Origin of the sequence: uncultured Maribacter sp. (genome assembly GCF_947495965.1) — a bacterium.
Lineage (GTDB): Bacteria > Bacteroidota > Bacteroidia > Flavobacteriales > Flavobacteriaceae > Maribacter_B.
The window spans coordinates 115,519-131,017 of the sequence record NZ_CANMBB010000010.1 but is presented as its reverse complement, the minus strand read 5'-3'; the positions used below and the strand labels follow the sequence as shown (position 1 = coordinate 131,017).

The 15,499-nt window shown below is 31.6% G+C and carries 16 protein-coding genes; 11 read left to right on the top strand and 5 right to left on the bottom strand.

The window, feature by feature from the left end; all coding sequences use genetic code 11:
• Nucleotides 1–1,640: hypothetical protein (locus Q0820_RS15955; RefSeq protein WP_298489130.1), on the bottom strand; the 1,640-nt coding region annotated here is incomplete at its 3' end.
• 226 nt (nt 1,641–1,866) lie between these two features.
• Here Q0820_RS15955 and Q0820_RS15950 point away from each other — a divergent pair.
• From Q0820_RS15950 to Q0820_RS15925, 6 genes are all read left to right on the top strand, one after another.
• Nucleotides 1,867–2,607, top strand: a complete 741-nt coding sequence (locus Q0820_RS15950; protein ID WP_298489128.1) for a carboxypeptidase-like regulatory domain-containing protein — start codon at nt 1,867–1,869, stop codon at nt 2,605–2,607.
• On the top strand, nt 2,594–3,373 hold the full coding sequence (locus Q0820_RS15945; protein ID WP_298489126.1) for a carboxypeptidase-like regulatory domain-containing protein: 780 nt from the start codon (nt 2,594–2,596) through the stop codon (nt 3,371–3,373). The genes Q0820_RS15950 and Q0820_RS15945 overlap by 14 nt, the downstream gene beginning before the upstream one ends.
• 51 nt (nt 3,374–3,424) lie before the next feature.
• The gene (locus Q0820_RS15940) at nt 3,425–3,934 is read left to right on the top strand and encodes a DUF6702 family protein (protein WP_298489124.1); all 510 of its coding nucleotides are present in this window, start codon (nt 3,425–3,427) and stop codon (nt 3,932–3,934) included.
• A 65-nt stretch (nt 3,935–3,999) separates the two neighbouring features.
• Nucleotides 4,000–6,306 carry a M1 family metallopeptidase gene (locus Q0820_RS15935; protein WP_298489122.1) on the top strand — a complete coding sequence of 769 codons (2,307 nt, stop codon included), beginning with the start codon at nt 4,000–4,002 and terminating at the stop codon, nt 6,304–6,306.
• An 81-nt stretch (nt 6,307–6,387) separates the two neighbouring features.
• A complete protein-coding gene (locus Q0820_RS15930) occupies nt 6,388–6,669 on the top strand; it encodes a twin-arginine translocase TatA/TatE family subunit (RefSeq protein ID WP_298489120.1) in 282 nt (93 codons plus the stop codon).
• A 5-nt stretch (nt 6,670–6,674) separates the two neighbouring features.
• Nucleotides 6,675–7,247, top strand: coding sequence for a phosphatase PAP2 family protein (locus Q0820_RS15925; RefSeq protein WP_298489118.1), 573 nt, complete (start codon nt 6,675–6,677; stop codon nt 7,245–7,247).
• Here the strand turns inward: Q0820_RS15925 and Q0820_RS15920 are convergent.
• Complete coding sequence (locus Q0820_RS15920; protein WP_298489116.1) at nt 7,213–7,854, bottom strand: O-methyltransferase; 642 nt, start codon at nt 7,852–7,854, stop codon at nt 7,213–7,215. The genes Q0820_RS15925 and Q0820_RS15920 overlap by 35 nt on opposite strands.
• A gap of 119 nt (nt 7,855–7,973) precedes the next feature.
• Between Q0820_RS15920 and kynU the strand changes: the two genes are divergently transcribed.
• Nucleotides 7,974–9,248, top strand: a complete 1,275-nt coding sequence (kynU, locus tag Q0820_RS15915) for a kynureninase (RefSeq protein WP_298489114.1) — start codon at nt 7,974–7,976, stop codon at nt 9,246–9,248.
• Here the strand turns inward: kynU and Q0820_RS15910 are convergent.
• Complete coding sequence (locus Q0820_RS15910) at nt 9,245–9,925, bottom strand: hypothetical protein (RefSeq protein ID WP_298489113.1); 681 nt, start codon at nt 9,923–9,925, stop codon at nt 9,245–9,247. The two genes, kynU and Q0820_RS15910, sit on opposite strands and share 4 nt — an antisense overlap.
• Nucleotides 9,926–10,058: 133 nt before the next feature.
• Between Q0820_RS15910 and Q0820_RS15905 the strand changes: the two genes are divergently transcribed.
• From Q0820_RS15905 to Q0820_RS15890, 4 genes are all read left to right on the top strand, one after another.
• Nucleotides 10,059–10,631: an RNA polymerase sigma factor gene (locus Q0820_RS15905; protein WP_298489111.1), complete on the top strand. Its 573-nt coding sequence runs from the start codon at nt 10,059–10,061 to the stop codon at nt 10,629–10,631.
• On the top strand, nt 10,632–10,823 hold the full coding sequence (locus Q0820_RS15900) for a hypothetical protein (RefSeq protein ID WP_298489109.1): 192 nt from the start codon (nt 10,632–10,634) through the stop codon (nt 10,821–10,823).
• A gap of 26 nt (nt 10,824–10,849) precedes the next feature.
• Nucleotides 10,850–11,671, top strand: coding sequence for a mechanosensitive ion channel domain-containing protein (locus Q0820_RS15895; RefSeq protein WP_298489107.1), 822 nt, complete (start codon nt 10,850–10,852; stop codon nt 11,669–11,671).
• 133 nt (nt 11,672–11,804) lie between these two features.
• Nucleotides 11,805–12,353, top strand: coding sequence for a ClpP family protease (locus Q0820_RS15890; protein ID WP_298489105.1), 549 nt, complete (start codon nt 11,805–11,807; stop codon nt 12,351–12,353).
• Between the two features lie 81 nt (nt 12,354–12,434).
• On the opposite strand, the gene Q0820_RS15885 is transcribed toward Q0820_RS15890, so the two are convergent.
• A complete protein-coding gene (locus tag Q0820_RS15885) occupies nt 12,435–14,381 on the bottom strand; it encodes an OmpA family protein (RefSeq protein WP_298489103.1) in 1,947 nt (648 codons plus the stop codon).
• A gap of 19 nt (nt 14,382–14,400) precedes the next feature.
• Nucleotides 14,401–15,306, bottom strand: coding sequence for a type IX secretion system membrane protein PorP/SprF (locus Q0820_RS15880; protein ID WP_298489101.1), 906 nt, complete (start codon nt 15,304–15,306; stop codon nt 14,401–14,403).
• Nucleotides 15,307–15,499: the final 193 nt, after the last annotated feature.

The following is a 15,499-nucleotide window of genomic DNA, read 5'->3' as shown; positions in this document are numbered from 1 at the left end:
GCAAGAAGAACTTCCTCATCCGTTTGGTCATCAGTACTAGCAGCAGCAATAGCATTTAGAGCCTGTTGTACATTATTTTCAGGTGTTGTTGGATCATTATCATAATCCGAAGGAGTAGCAAGAAGAACTTCCTCATCTGTTTGATTATCTTCAGATGTGCCACCAGAAGGGATATTTGCCCAAGCTACCGCACCACTAGTGAAATCTGTAATAAGCATTTTATTTTCTGTTAATGGTAGAGTTGCAGGTTGTATTTTTATAGGAGTAACATTTCCATCAGAAATATCATTACTTGTAATAGTGCCGTCTAAAATATCTTCAGAAAGAATGGATTCATTTAGTATTTCAGCAGAAGTTATTGCATTTAGGGCAATTGTATAAGGGTCTAAACTAACACCTGCTCCTCCAATTTTTGTTGGATCTACTATAATAGAACTATTTGTTGCTCCAGTAGGTATATCTATCCAGTCTATGTTTCCAGTAGTATCAGTGATAAGAACTTGGTTTACCGTTAAAGGTAACGCAGCTGGTTCAATTTTAAATCTATCTCCTGTAGTTCCGCTACCAGTAATTGTTATTCCATCTGCAAATTCAGTAGTGCCAACTCCAGTAGTTGTATTTAAACTAATTACACCTGTGCCACTAAAAGGTTTACTAATAGTAAGTTCATTAGTGTTGGGGTTAAAAGATATGTTTTGTAGTTCGTTTGTGTCCTCAGAATCTCCATCATTATAATATGCACCACCATCTAAGGTACTTGCTGTTATAGCGTTGTTTGCGTCTCCGCTAACAATGGTTTGTACAGCACCACCTACAGTATTATCTACATACAATTTTACGGCGTTTTGTGTAGGGTATAAAGTAGTAGAATTTCCTAAAGTAGGATCGTCAGATTTGTTTATGAGGTCTTCTTTTAAGGCTTCGGCAGCAGTAGCCCTGTTTGTCTCATTAGTATTTGCAGTAGTATTTGCTTGTATAGCATCTAAAATTGTAGCAGAAATTTCTAATGGGTTAGCAATAGAGCCATTTCCAGTAATAGAAGCATCGGTGTTAACATTGGTTAAACTCGTTGCATTTGCCCATACTACAATACCGTTAGTATCTGTAGTAAGTACTTGGTCAGGATCAGTATTTGCAAAATCTACAGGTTCTATAGAATTATCTTGTAGTTCATTGGTACCAACAGAATTATCGCTAAGTTCGTTAGCAGTAACAGAGTTTTCTCCTAATTTACTAGTGTCTATAGAATTGTCTGCAATTTGTTCTCCTCTTATAATACCAACTTCTATGTGGTTTATATCGCCTTGCGGGGTAATAACAATGGTTCTAAAGTCATTTACAAGTGGATCTGTGGTAAGGTTACTAATACCGCCAGCTTCACAAAGGTTAATCCATGCGGTTCCTGTATAGTAGTGTATACATTCTTCATCAATATTATATACCATACCCCCAGGACTAGGTGTAATGGCTTCCATTTGGGTAGTAGTAACTCTAGTTATTACTAAAACATGCGATGTACTTTCTAACTCTAATACAGAAGAGGCATCTATAGTCTGTGGATTATCGCCAATTTTTATTTGGCCATAAGAAGAAAGGCAAAAACAGAAGCTAAAAAATAATGTAGTAATTATTAATTTCATAAGATTCTCATTTATACGCTATTGCAAATAGAGTAGCCAACAAAAATAAAATTATATAAGTATTAGTGCACTAATAAATAGTAAAATTTTATAGCTTTAAGATGAAGTGAAGAACATATACGATAAACGGTATTTAGAAGGCGGCTTGAAATTAACAAAAGTTTAGTTACTCTAGTTTTTTTTAACCAAGAACAAGTAGTTTCTTTATAAATCTTAAAATAACCATATGAAAAATTTAATGCTACTGGCTTTTTTTATTTCTATAGTATCTTATGCTCAAGAAGATAGAAGCCTATTAAGAGGAAAGGTATTGTATAGAGATATTAGTGTGCCAAATGAGAATGTTATAAATTCTACTTCAGAAAGAGCAACTATAACCAATAGCAACGGAGAGTTTGCTATACTAGTAAAAGAAGGCGACGAATTAGTTTTTACAGCAGTTAACTACCAATTAAGAGTAGTTTATATTACAGCAGAAATATTAAAAAATAATAGGCTGGTAGTAGAGGTAAAAGAAAAAGTAACCGAGTTAGAAGAGGTAGTAGTTACCCCAGAAGACCAAGAGCGTTTTTTGGCTATAAAGAACGAAAAATTTAAAGAAATAGAATACGAAACGGATCGTACTACAGAGGTAGAAAATATAGCAATATCGCAAAGTGAAAGAGGTTTAAAGGACGGACTTAATTTTGTAAATATATTTAGAGCTATGTTTAAATCTTCCGACGAAAATAAGGAAGAAGAAGCTCCTAAATTAAAAGTAAGTCAAGTTTTAAGGCAAGTATATGACGATCAATTTTTTGTTTCTGATTTACAAATACCGCAAGATAAAATAAATGCGTTTTTATTTTATTGTGATGCGCGTATGCCTGCAAAATCTTTACTTAAAAAAGAAAATGAGTTTCAGCTTATTGATGCTTTAGTAAACCATAGCAAAACATTTCTAACAGAAATTAATGCAAAAGAGTAAACTACTTTTTATTCTAGTAGTTTGTATGGCTTCTATGGCAGAAGCGCAAACCCCTTTTTCTAAAGAAATACAAGGCAAAGTTGTAGCTAAAAATGAAGATGTAGCTGCAGTACACGTGCAAAATATTAGTACTAAAAGAGCTACCATAACAGACCTTAACGGTTATTTTACCATTAAAGCCACAGTAAATGATACTTTGGTAATTTCTGCAGTACAATTTAAAAGAAAAGAAATTGTAGTTAGTACAGATATGCTGCAAAGTTCTTTACTACAAATACCTTTAGAAGAGTCTTTAACCGAGTTAGATGAAGTAGTAGTTATGCCGTATAATTTATCTGGAGATATTTCTAAAGATTTAAGTACCTTAAAAACAGAAGAAGTAGTCACTGCATCTACCTTAGGACTGCCTAATGCGTATGTTATACCAATCTCTAAAGCAGACCGCGAGTTGTTTGAGGCTACTACAGGTGGCGGTATTCCTTTAAACCCTATTATTAATGGCATTTCTGGGCGAACAAAAATGCTTAAAAACAGGATAAAAAGAAATGAAAAGTATGAACGAACCCAAAGAGTAAGAGCGTTTTATGCAGATTCTCTTATTGCATCGGACTTAAAAATACCCCAGCTAAAAATTTCTGATTTCATGTATTTTTGTGAAGTAGATACCACTTTTTCTTCCATAATAGACACCCATGATCGTCTTAAAATATGGGAGTTTTTACGTAAAAAGAGTATAGCGTATAGAAAAAATAATTACTTAGATTAAAGTTCTACTTTTGGCACAACCCTTGCTAACTATAATAATACAAAAAAAATAATGAGAACTATTTATAAAAAAGTATTACTGCTATTTATACTGCCTGTATTTGCATTTACAATGGTACATAAATACTATATAAGTGTTACAAATGTAACCTACTCTAAAAAAGACCAAGCACTACAAATTATTAGTAGAGTTTTTGTAGATGATATGGAGTTGCTTTTAAAAGAAAGATATGGTTTGCAGGCAAACCTAGCTACAGATAAAGAATCTGATATGGCAGATATGTATCTAGAAAAATATTTTAATCTAAAATTTGGAGTAACTGTTAATGGAAAAAAAACTTCCTCTAAGTTCTTAGGAAAAAAGTATGAGGACGATTTAATGTTGTGTTATATAGAAATACCAAACGTAAATAATAAAGAACTACAATCCATTGAAATACAAAATGAAGTTTTAATAGACTTGTATGAAGAACAACAAAATATAGTACACGTTAAAATCAATAGCAATAAAAAAACAGTAATTCTTACCAGAGAAAATAATAAAGGAATGTTAAACTTTTAACATTTCATAATAAATAGTTAAAAAAACTTTAATTTTCAGCGACTAAATAAAATAGATTAACAATTATGAATAGAATTAAGTATTGCTTTGCAACGCTTTTTTTCTTGTTTGTTGCAGTTGGCTTTGCTCAAGAAACAGGAACTAAAGATAGAGAATCTGGACATACTAACCAGAATAAATTTAAACAATTGTATGAGGAGTTTTCTACTCCAAACACTTACCGATCTGCATCTGGAGCTCCAGGACCAGATTATTACCAGCAGCAGGCAAATTATGTAATGCATATTACATTAGATGATACTAATGCTAAAATTTATGGCGAAGAAACTATTACTTATATAAATAATTCTCCAGACAACCTAGAGTATTTATGGGTTCAGTTAGATCAGAATGTAAGAGCAAAAGATTCTAAGTCTCCTTTACGTGATGGGGGCGGAGTACCTTTAGCAGAGCAGCCTGGATCTTTTGCAGGAAAGTATTTAACACAACCTTTTGATGGCGGTTTTAATATAGAACATGTAAAAGATGCATCTGGTAAGGCACTTTCTTACACTATTAACCAAACCATGATGCGTATAAACATACCTACGCCATTAAAAAGTAAAGACCAAATAGAATTTTCTATTAAGTGGAATTATAATATACCTGATCATACCATAAACAGAGCACGTTCTGGTTTTGAATACTTTGCAAAAGACGATAATAGAGCTTATGTAATCGCACAGTTTTTCCCAAGAATGGCAGTTTATAATGATGTAGAGGGATGGCAAAATCATCAATTCTGGGGTAGTGGAGAGTTTGCATTACCATTTGGAGATTATGAAGTAAATATTACAGTGCCTGCGGACCACATTTTAGATGCTACAGGAACTCTTCAGAACAGAAAAGATGTATTCTCTAAAGAGATGATGAAGCGTTATGAAAAAGCAAAAAAATCTTATAATAAACCTGTAATTATTGTAACGCAAGCAGAAGCAGAAGCAGCAGAAAAAACAAAATCTACAGCAACAAAAACATGGAAATTTAAAGCAAAAAATGTACGTGATTATGGTTTTGCAACTTCTCGTAAGTTTATATGGGATATGCAGGCTGTAAAAGTTGGGTCTAAAGATGTAATGGCGGTTTCTATGTATCCTAAAGAAGGGAATCCTTTATGGGAAGAGTATTCTACAAAGGCGGTTGCACATGCACTAAAATCTTATTCAGAACATTCCTTAGAGTACCCTTATCCAAAAGCAATATCGGTACATGCAAAACAGCAAGGAATGGAGTATCCAATGATTTGTTGGAACTATGGTAGACCTAATGAAGATGGTACGTATGCGGATCAAGTAAAATTTGGAATGATAAGTGTAATTATTCATGAAGTTGGGCATAACTTTTTTCCAATGATTGTTAATTCTGATGAACGCCAATGGGGATGGATGGATGAAGGTTTAGATACCTTTTTACAATATATGGCAGAACAAGAGTTTGGAGAGTTATATCCAGAAGCAATAGCTCCTAATAAAAAATACCCTTCTAGAAGAGGAGAGCCATCTAAAATTATTCCTTATATGAGCGGAGATCAAAGTAAAATAGCTCCTATAATGAGTAATCCTGAAAATGTTTACCAACTAGGACCAAATGCCTATGCAAAACCAGCAACTGCTCTAAATATTTTACGTGAAACAGTAATGGGAAAAGAGCTTTTTGATCATGCTTTTAAAACCTATTCAGAAAGATGGAAATTTAAGCACCCAACACCAGAAGATTTCTTTAGAACAATGGAAGATGCATCTGCTGTAGATTTAGACTGGTATTGGAGAGGATGGTTTTATACTACAGATTATGTAGATATAGGCGTAAAAGGAATTAAAAAATATTACGTTAGTAATAAGCCAAGCAAGCAAATGCTTGAATATATGGCAGCACGTAATATTAGCGAAGCAGATTTGCCACCATTAGTATATTTAGCAGATGAAGATGCAGAAGATTTTGATGCAACTTTAAAAGGAAAAGCACCAACAGAAAATTCTAAAAGTTTAAAAGAATTTATGATGGATAATTTAACAGCAGCAGAACGTACAGCAGTTAAAGAGCCAAAGTATTTTTACGAAGTTACTTTTAATAAACCAGGAGGTATACCAATGCCATTAATTGTAGAATATACCTATGCAGATGGTAGTGTAAAAAATATTACCTACCCTCCAGAAGTTTGGAGAAAAAATGATAAAGAAGTAAAATTAGTTATATCTTCTATGACAGAGTTAAAAGGTATTGTTGTAGATCCTAAATTAGAGACTGCGGATATTGATACAAGCAATAATTCTTGGCCTAAAAAAGAAGAAAACTCTGATTTTGACAACTTTAAAAATAAAACAAAAGGATAGCATAAATTATTCCTTTACTAAAGCCCTGTTAATAGCAGGGCTTTTTTTATGTAGCTATATAAACTTTATTATATTTGCGGTATGCTAGCATTATATTTTTTATTTATTAGTGGCGCCGAAATATTTTTTATACTATTTATAGTAGTAATGGTGTTTGGTGCAGATAAAGTTCCTGGTATAGCTAAGGGATTAGGGAAAGGCATGCGCCAATTAAGAGACGCTACAGACGATATTAAAAGAGAAATTAAAAATAGTGCCGACAAACAAGGTATAGACACAAGTTTTACCGACGATATTAAAAAAGAAATAGACGAGGTAAAGAAAAATGTAAGTGATGTTACAGGGACTATTAAAAGGCAGTAGTTTCTATGCTAGAACAACTATTACAATGGGATCAAGAACTTTTTGTTTACCTTAATAGTTTAGGTTCTACACCTTACGATTTTTTTTGGATTACTGTTACTACCATTCAAAATTGGATTCCAATTTTCATTCTTTTCTTTGTGATTATAGCTTTAAAATATCCTAAAAAAGAAGCTTTATTTGTTGTTTTAACAGTTGTAGCATTGGCAATCTTCATAACTCAGTTTACAGATGTTGTTAAACATGCTGTAGAAAGATTGCGACCTAATAATACTCCAGAAATTAAAGAATATATTAGAATATTAAAAAATCCAGGAAGCTATAGCTTTTTCTCTGGCCATTCCTCTAGTTCTTCTTCAATAGCAACTTTGTTATATTTATTCTTAAGAAAAAGATTTAAAGGTGCTATACTATTTTTTATTTGGCCACTACTTTTTGCGTATAGTAGAATATATGTTGGTGTGCATTACCCTTTAGATATAATTGTTGGCACAATTGTAGGTGTTATATGTGCGTTTATATTTTATAAAATTTATATAAAAATTATAGTACCCTACTTACAGTTAAGCCGTCCCTAATAGGTAAAAGAACGGTTTCTACTCTTGGGTCTTTTTTTAGTTGCATATTAAAATCTAGTAGTATTTTTGTAGCCTTATCTTTTGGATCTAGCGGTTCTACAACTTTTCCAGACCATAAAACATTATCAGTTAAAATTACGCTGCCAGGTTTTGTCTTTTTTAATACCGCTTCAAAATACTGTGGATAATCTGTTTTTTTTGCATCAATAAAAACCAAATCAAAAATAACATCTAAATTAGGAATAACTTCAAGTGCATTTCCTATATGTTGCTTAATTTGTTCGCCATAACCACTTTCGTTAAAATACCTGCGTTGCATTTCTTCTAACTCATCATTAATTTCTATGGTATGTAGCACTCCATTTTTAGAAAGACCTTCGGCTAAACACAAGGCAGAATATCCTGTGTAGGTACCAATTTCTAAAATATTTTTGGGATACATTATTTTAGAAAGCATACTAAGAACTCTACCTTGAAAATGACCGGTAATCATTCTTGGTTGTATAACTTTTAAATGGGTTTCTCTAGTAAGTTTTTGTAAAATATCTGGCTCGTTTTCCGAGTTGTTTTTTATGTATTCCTCTAATAATGGAGATAAAAAATGCATGCTTACTTTTTTACAAAAATATGTATTTAAAATGGATGAATTTTTGCAAAAAGAAAGAGAATTTTAATTGGGAATTAAAATATCTTTTTTGAAGTTGTATTTTTGAGAAAAACATAAGAATGAAGTTTCAGAACACATTACAATTTGCGAAGCAATTAGATAAAGAAGATACTTTACATGTCTACCAAGACGATTTTCATTTTCCAGAGGTTAATGGAAAAAAGAGTATTTATTTATGTGGAAATTCTTTAGGCTTGCAACCAAAGCAAACTAAAGGCTATGTGGATGATGTAATGCAAGATTGGGCTTCATTAGCTGTAGAAGGACATTTTTATGCAGAAAAACCTTGGTGGGACTATCATGAACGTTTAGCAGAGCCCTTAGCAAAGATTGTAGGTGCAAAAACTAATGAAGTTTCTGTGATGAATACCCTAACAGTAAACTTACATTTACTAATGGTTTCTTTTTATACCCCTACTAAGAAACGTTATAAAATTATTTGTGAAGAAAAAGCATTTCCATCGGATCAATATATGTTACAAAGTCAGGTTCGTTTTCATGGTTTTTCAGAAGAAGATGCATTAATAGAGGTAAAGAAAAGAGAAGGCGAAAATTTTTGGAGAACAGAAGATATTGTTAAAAAAATTAATGAAGTAGGCAATGAACTTGCGTTAGTACTTATAGGAGGTGTTAACTATTATAACGGACAAGTTTTTGATATGCAGAAAATTACCAAAGCAGGTAAAGATGTGGGCGCTAATGTTGGATGGGATTTAGCACATGCCGCAGGGAATGTAGCGTTAGAACTGCATAATTGGAATGTAGATTTTGCTGCTTGGTGTAGTTATAAATATATGAATAGTGGTCCTGGAAATGCTTCAGGGGTTTTTATAAATGAAAAGCATTTAAATAATCCAGATATTCCTCGTTTTGAAGGTTGGTGGGGAACCAAAAAAGAAACTCGTTTTCTTATGAAACCAGAGTTTGAACCTATGGAAAATGCCGATGCTTGGCAGTTAAGCAACCCTCCAGTATTATCTGTAGCACCTTATTTAGCATCTTTACAATTGTTTAATGCTGTAGGTATGGAGAAAATTGTAGCAAAAAGAAATCTTATAGTTTCTTATTTAGAGTTTGTTTTACAAGAAATAGGTAAAGAGGTTACAAGTTCTTTTGAAATTATAACACCAAAAGAGAGGGGAACACAACTTTCGGTCTTATTACACGGACAAGGAAGACCCTTGTTTGATTATTTAATGAAAAGCGGAGTAATACTAGATTGGAGAGAACCTAATGTAATACGTGTTGCCCCAGCGCCATTATATTGTTCTTTTGAAGATGTATATAATTTTGGACAGATATTAAAAAAGGGAATTTTACAACTTAGTACTTAATAAGTGTAAACTTCTAAATTTGTAAAGTAAAGTTTAAAGTCGCTGTCTACTTTTTTATGCATTTTAGAAATTTGTAAACCACTCTCTTTAGAATAATCTTCCCATGTGGTTACCATAGAGGCATCTTCTTGGTTTCCTTTTCTAAAAACCCATTCTGTTATTATGTAGTCTTCTCCAAAATAAAAATCATAAGCATCTCCGGGAGTATAACCACCTTTATTGCCATAAATAATAGTAAGTTTTTGACATGCTTTTTTAGAAATAGGAGCCTCTATATTAACAGCATGATTAAAAGTGTAGTTTTTAGAATCCCAGATAAGATTATAAGGTGCTAATAACCAAAATTTGTCATTAATAAACCCGCCATTAATCTTTGTAGTAATACTATCTAAAGTATTGCGGTTATAGGTAATAGTATCTTTTTTTAATATACGAGTAATTTGGCTTTTTTGGGTATTCCAAATCCATTTACGTTCAAAATGCGAGGTATCTCTATCTACATTAAAAGAGAATTGAATTTCCTTTACTTTCTTCCAATTTTTAAAGCCATGAGCGTGAGCTATCTTTTCGGGAATAGTTTGTTCTTTTTTATTTGTAGATAACTTGGTTTTTTTGTCAGTTTTACAGGCGGTTAAAAGAATAAAAAATAGGGGCATATAATAGATAATTGCTTTCATTTTTTTTACATTTTGAAATAAAGGTATTAATAAAGATATGTTTCACCTATTTTTGTTTTATTAAAACGATACTATAGTGACCTTCTTAAGAAAACTGTGTCTTATAATCATAAGTAACCAATTCAACCCAAAATTGGCAGAAAATGATCCGTATAAAGACATTTCAGATGAGGAACTTGTGGCAAAAATTGTACGTCATAAAGATTCTATGCTATTTGGAGCTTTGTATGATAGGTACGCCAAATTAGTGTATAATAAATGTTATGGCTTTGCTAAGTCTCAAGATGAAGCAAATGATCTAACGCAAGACGTTTTTTTAATGTTATTTGTAAAGCTGAGTTCTTTTAAAGGGAAATCTAAATTTTCGACCTGGCTATATTCCTTTACCTATAACTTTTGTGTAAATTATGTAAACCGAGATAGAGGAAGAAAAATTAGTGATAATGCAGGAACTATAGAAGACAATGAAAATGAAATTTCTGTAGAAGTTACTGATGAAAGTTTGTATGATTTACAAGTGGTTAAATTAAAAAAGGCATTAGAGTTAATTTCTCCAGAAGATAAATCTATCTTGTTATTAAAATACCAAGATAATGTGTCTATAAAAGAACTAGAGGAATTACTAGAATTAAGTAGTAGTGCAGTTAAGATGCGCCTCAAAAGAGCAAAAGCAAAAATTGTGGAAATCTATAAAACATTACCATAGATGAAAGAACAAGATAATCCATTTATAAAAATACAAGGAGAACTAAAAGAAGTGCCTCCTGAGTTACGACAAAAAGTAATGTCAGATGTTGCTAGAGCAAAGTTATTAATGGACTTGGCAACACTCTTTACAGGGAATTATTCTTCCTTGTTAGAAGGGCTTTTAAAAACAAATAGTAAGAATAAAAACTAAACAAGAATACTTTTAAGAAATACAGTATGGAAACTTTTGAAAATTTAATGTCAGATTCTTTAAGCTCTATAGTTAAAGATATAGTATCTGCCTTGCCAGGAATTATTGGTGCTATTATAGTTTTAATAATTGGTTGGTTATGTATTAAAATAGTAAAGTTTGTTTTAAAGAAGGTATTAAAAATAGCCAATATAGATGCCCTTTCTAAAAAAGTTAATGATGCTAAACTATTTGGAGATGATAGTAAGGTAGAAGTTGATTTAGGGAAAGTAATATTAGGTTTTGTAAAAGGAATTTTACTTTTAGTATTTATAATAGTAGCTGCAGATGTTTTAGGACTTAGTGTTATTTCTATAGAAATAGCAAACCTTTTACATTACTTGCCAATACTTTTAAGTGCAGTAGTAATTTTTATGATTGGTATGTTTGCCGCAAAAATTATAAAAAAAGCTATTACCAGTGTTTTTGACTCAATGGGAGTAGGAGGGTCTAAAGTAATTAGTAATATAATATACTACATAATATTAATTTTTGTTTTAGTAACATCTTTAAACCAAGCGGGTATAGATACAACAATTGTAACAAGTAATTTTACTATTGTTTTAGGCGCTTTTTTACTTACAGTGGCTATAGCCTTAGGGTTAGGTTCTAGAGAAGTGGTAGGAGATTTGTTACGCACTTTTTACAGTCGTAGAATTTATGAAGTTGGCGATAAAATAAAGTTTAAAGATATAGAAGGCACCGTAGAGGCAATAGATAATGTTTCTATGGTATTAAAAACTAAAAAAGGAAAAACAGTAGTACCTATTCGTAAAGTTGTAGAAAGTACTGTTGAAGTTGAAGATTAGTTTTAAACTAATATATTATTCTCCAAAAAAGGCCGTTACACCTATAGACTTAGGTAAAGTTATAACAATGTTACGGGAACTATAAAATTCCCAATAAATTGATTAATTTTGTTATGCATAAATTAAATAGAAGATGAGTTCAAAAAAAGGAAAAATACAAGAAGCTATAGACGAAAAAATGTTAGAAGAACGCAAAGTATTCCTATGGGGTATGGTTGATGATGATTCTGCAAAACATGTTATAGATAGGTTATTGTATTTAGATATGCAGAATAGCAAAGAAATACAATTGTATATAAATAGCCCAGGAGGTTATGTAACTTCTGGTTTTGCAATGTATGATACAATTAAATCTTTAAAGAGTCCAGTTTCTACCATATGTACAGGTTTAGCAGCATCTATGGGGTCTATCTTACTTTCTGTAGGAAAAAAAGGAAGACGTTTTATACAGCCTCATGCGCAAGTTATGATACACCAACCAAGTGGTGGAGCAAGAGGACAAGCTTCTAATATAGAAATACAAGCTAAAGAAATAATTAAGACAAAAGAATTAAGTGCTCAAATTTTAGCAGATAATTGTGGTCAAGATTATGATAGAGTAATGAAAGATTTTGATAGAGATTACTGGATGGGAGCAGAAGAATCTATTGCTTACGGTATTGTAGATGGTATTTTAGAATAAGAACTAAAAAATAGTATAATTTAAAAAGGTTCATCAGAAATGATGAACCTTTTTTGGTTGGTTAATTGGTGAGGTTATTTTTTATTTAGCAACAAGTATTCCTTTTCTTATTTGAATAATAGGGAACTCTGTTCTTCTATTAAGCTCTAATTCTTCCGGAGAACAATCTTTTTTACTAGTACAATGGTTTATTAATTTTCGTTTTCCATAGCCTTTGTAAGATAAAATATGCTCTTCAGGGACACCATTTGCTATGAGGTATTCATAAGTAGATTTTGCTCTACTTTCAGATAAGCGGTCATTATAACTATTACTACCAACAGGGTCTGTATGCGCTTCTAGTCTAATAATCATATCTGGATACATATTGGTCATTACATTCACCACTTTATCTAGTTCTTTGGCAGCATCAGGCCTTATATCACTCTTGTTAAAATCAAAATATATTTTATTTAAATTGGCTAACAACTTTAAATCTAATACAGGCTCTAAAACAATATCTTGACGAATCATTTTTGTACTATGGCTTACAGTATGCGTATTTAAAAATACATTTTCATGTGGGTGTGTTCTACGAACAGCCTCAATCATATAACTAGTATTCCTGTTTATAGGTAATCTATAATATCCATTTTTGTCTGTAGTTGTTTCTGCTGCAAGTGTACTTGTCTTTTGGTCAAAAAGTCTAATTTTTACGCTGTCTAAAGGTTTTAAATTTATACCATCTGTAACCACCCCTTCAATATCTAAAGCAGGAGTAAATTTAAATTTGTAAATATCATCGCTACCTTTACCACCTTCGCGGTTAGAACTTACATATCCTGTTATACCATTTGTTTCTCCAAAATAACCAAAATCATCTGCAGAACTATTCATTGGGGTACCTAGGTTTATAACGTCTACAATTTTACCATCCTCATCCGTTATTGTAGAAAAAACATCTAATTGTCCAAAACCAACATGCCCATCAGAAGAGAAAAATAATTTACCTTCTTTATTTATAAAAGGAAACATTTCATTGCCTTCTGTATTTACAATTGGACCCGCGTTAATTGGAGAACCAACACCACCACGTTCATGAATAATAGAATAATAAATATCTGTGCCTCCAAAACCTCCAGGTTTATCAGAGGTGTAATAAATTCTCTTTCTATCTGGAGAAACCGTTGGGTGTCCAGTAGAATAGTAATCACTATTTATACGTAGACTTCTATTTTCGTTCCAAACACCATCTTCTTGAATAGCACTATAGATTTTTAAGTTTATTTCGTTCAGAGCGCCATAACCTTCTTTCTTTTCGTAATAATTATTACGGGTAAAGTAAATAATAGTATCATTCTTATAATCTGTTGAAAAAGCAATAGAACTTTCATGAAACTTGGTGTTTATAGTTCCCTTTAATTTTTTTGGAGTAGACATTGGATTGTTTTCCTGTACTTGAAAAATGTCTAACCATGGTTCTTCATTCCATCCATAAATTTTGTTTTCTGCATCTGTTTTTCTGGAAGAAGCAAAATATAAATTCCCTTGATGTAAGTATGTACCAAAATCACTTTCTGGAGAGTTAAAAGAAACTGGTTCTACATCATAACGTTGTCTACTATTAAATACTACAGAAGCTAAATTTCCATCCTTTAAAAAACGTTTAACTCTAGAATCGTTCTTGTTATACTTTTTATATTTTTTTAAATATTTTTCGGATTCTTTTCGCTGTCCATTACTGTAAAGTGCCATTGCATATTTAAAGTAATAATCTGTAGGAAGCATAGCATCATTAATTATTGCTTCAAAATGCGGAATAGCTTTTTTGTAATTTCTAATTAAAAGGTAACATTCTGCTAGTTGTTGGTGTGCATAACTAGTATTAAGGTTTCCTTTAACCATTTTTTCATATTCCTTTATGGCCTTGATATATGAAAATTGACCAAAATAATAATCTCCCTTTTTTTGCGCTCCGTATTGTGCAGAAGCAATTTGTATTGCTATAAATAGGAATACAAATATGTTCCAAATTTTTAAGTTTTTCATAATCTTTTCTTTTATCGGATTAGAAATATCTAGGGGATTTTATTGGTCCCATTACTTTTTTAACAAGTTCATAAATAAGAATTATTTCATGAGTTCCTCCTGTATAAGGTTTTATAGTTGAGGTTGGTAAATCATAGGCGTACCCTATTCGTATATCTTTTGAAATCTGATAATCCATCATGGCGCCAAAATTAGAAGCATCATTAAAACGGTATGAAGCACCAATCCAAAATTTTTCATTAAATAAAAAATTTGCAGTAATATCATATGTAGCTGGTGCCCCATTCGTAAATTTAGAAATAACAGTAGGTTTAAATTTAAGTGTCTCAGACATATCTAAAACCAAACCACCTATGGCATAATAACTGTTACGTTCTATAGCTTTAAATTCACCTTCATTTAAATCGGTATTTAATATTCTTGGAGAAGAAAAACCAGCATACCAACGGTTACTACCTACAAAAACACCTGCTCCAAAATTAGGGTTCCAACTATTAAAATTATCATTAAAAAATGGGTCTGTAATGTCAGGATTAGATAGTGTGTAGTTTGAAAAACCAGCTTTTAATCCAAAAGACATTTTTACTTCTCTATTTAAATAAACAGAATAAGAAAAATCTCCATAAATATAGTTTGTACTTTCATCTCCTAAACGATCATTAATATACGAAAGACCTAAGCCTATTCTTTCATCACGTAAAGGTGTATGGATAGATAAAGTATTTGTTCTGGGGTTACCTTCTAAACCAGCCCATTGGTTCCTGTGAAGAGCAGTTACATTTAAAGTTTCTCTACTTCCCGCGTAAGCAGGGTTTACAGAAATAGTATTATACATATATTGTGTAAACTGAGGCAGTTGTTGCGCCTTTGATAAAAGACTTGTTAAAAAAATACATCCAAAAAATAATATTTTAGATAGTTTCATATAAGAAAGGTTAGTGATTGTTAAAAAATTGTAAGATTGGTTTTACATTTATACATTACAAAGCAACAAAATTGTAGTATTAATTAGTATTAAAGCCGATTAACCAAATCCAAAATTCGATGGAATGTTAAAATTCCGTTTAACTGCTTTTTTTAAAGATTAGGGTTATGTATATAAAATAACATTTATCGAT

Coding starts and splice junctions, on each gene's coding strand:
- Q0820_RS15900 (WP_298489109.1), top strand. CDS start 10,632: ATGAAAGAACAAGATAATCCATTTATAAAAATACAAGGAGAACTAAAA.
- Q0820_RS15935 (WP_298489122.1), top strand. CDS start 4,000: ATGAATAGAATTAAGTATTGCTTTGCAACGCTTTTTTTCTTGTTTGTT.
- Q0820_RS15950 (WP_298489128.1), top strand. CDS start 1,867: ATGAAAAATTTAATGCTACTGGCTTTTTTTATTTCTATAGTATCTTAT.
- Q0820_RS15930 (WP_298489120.1), top strand. CDS start 6,388: ATGCTAGCATTATATTTTTTATTTATTAGTGGCGCCGAAATATTTTTT.
- Q0820_RS15910 (WP_298489113.1), bottom strand. CDS start 9,925: ATGAAAGCAATTATCTATTATATGCCCCTATTTTTTATTCTTTTAACC.
- Q0820_RS15895 (WP_298489107.1), top strand. CDS start 10,850: ATGGAAACTTTTGAAAATTTAATGTCAGATTCTTTAAGCTCTATAGTT.
- Q0820_RS15925 (WP_298489118.1), top strand. CDS start 6,675: ATGCTAGAACAACTATTACAATGGGATCAAGAACTTTTTGTTTACCTT.
- kynU (WP_298489114.1), top strand. CDS start 7,974: ATGAAGTTTCAGAACACATTACAATTTGCGAAGCAATTAGATAAAGAA.
- Q0820_RS15940 (WP_298489124.1), top strand. CDS start 3,425: ATGAGAACTATTTATAAAAAAGTATTACTGCTATTTATACTGCCTGTA.
- Q0820_RS15890 (WP_298489105.1), top strand. CDS start 11,805: ATGAGTTCAAAAAAAGGAAAAATACAAGAAGCTATAGACGAAAAAATG.
- Q0820_RS15880 (WP_298489101.1), bottom strand. CDS start 15,306: ATGAAACTATCTAAAATATTATTTTTTGGATGTATTTTTTTAACAAGT.
- Q0820_RS15920 (WP_298489116.1), bottom strand. CDS start 7,854: ATGCATTTTTTATCTCCATTATTAGAGGAATACATAAAAAACAACTCG.
- Q0820_RS15945 (WP_298489126.1), top strand. CDS start 2,594: ATGCAAAAGAGTAAACTACTTTTTATTCTAGTAGTTTGTATGGCTTCT.
- Q0820_RS15885 (WP_298489103.1), bottom strand. CDS start 14,381: ATGAAAAACTTAAAAATTTGGAACATATTTGTATTCCTATTTATAGCA.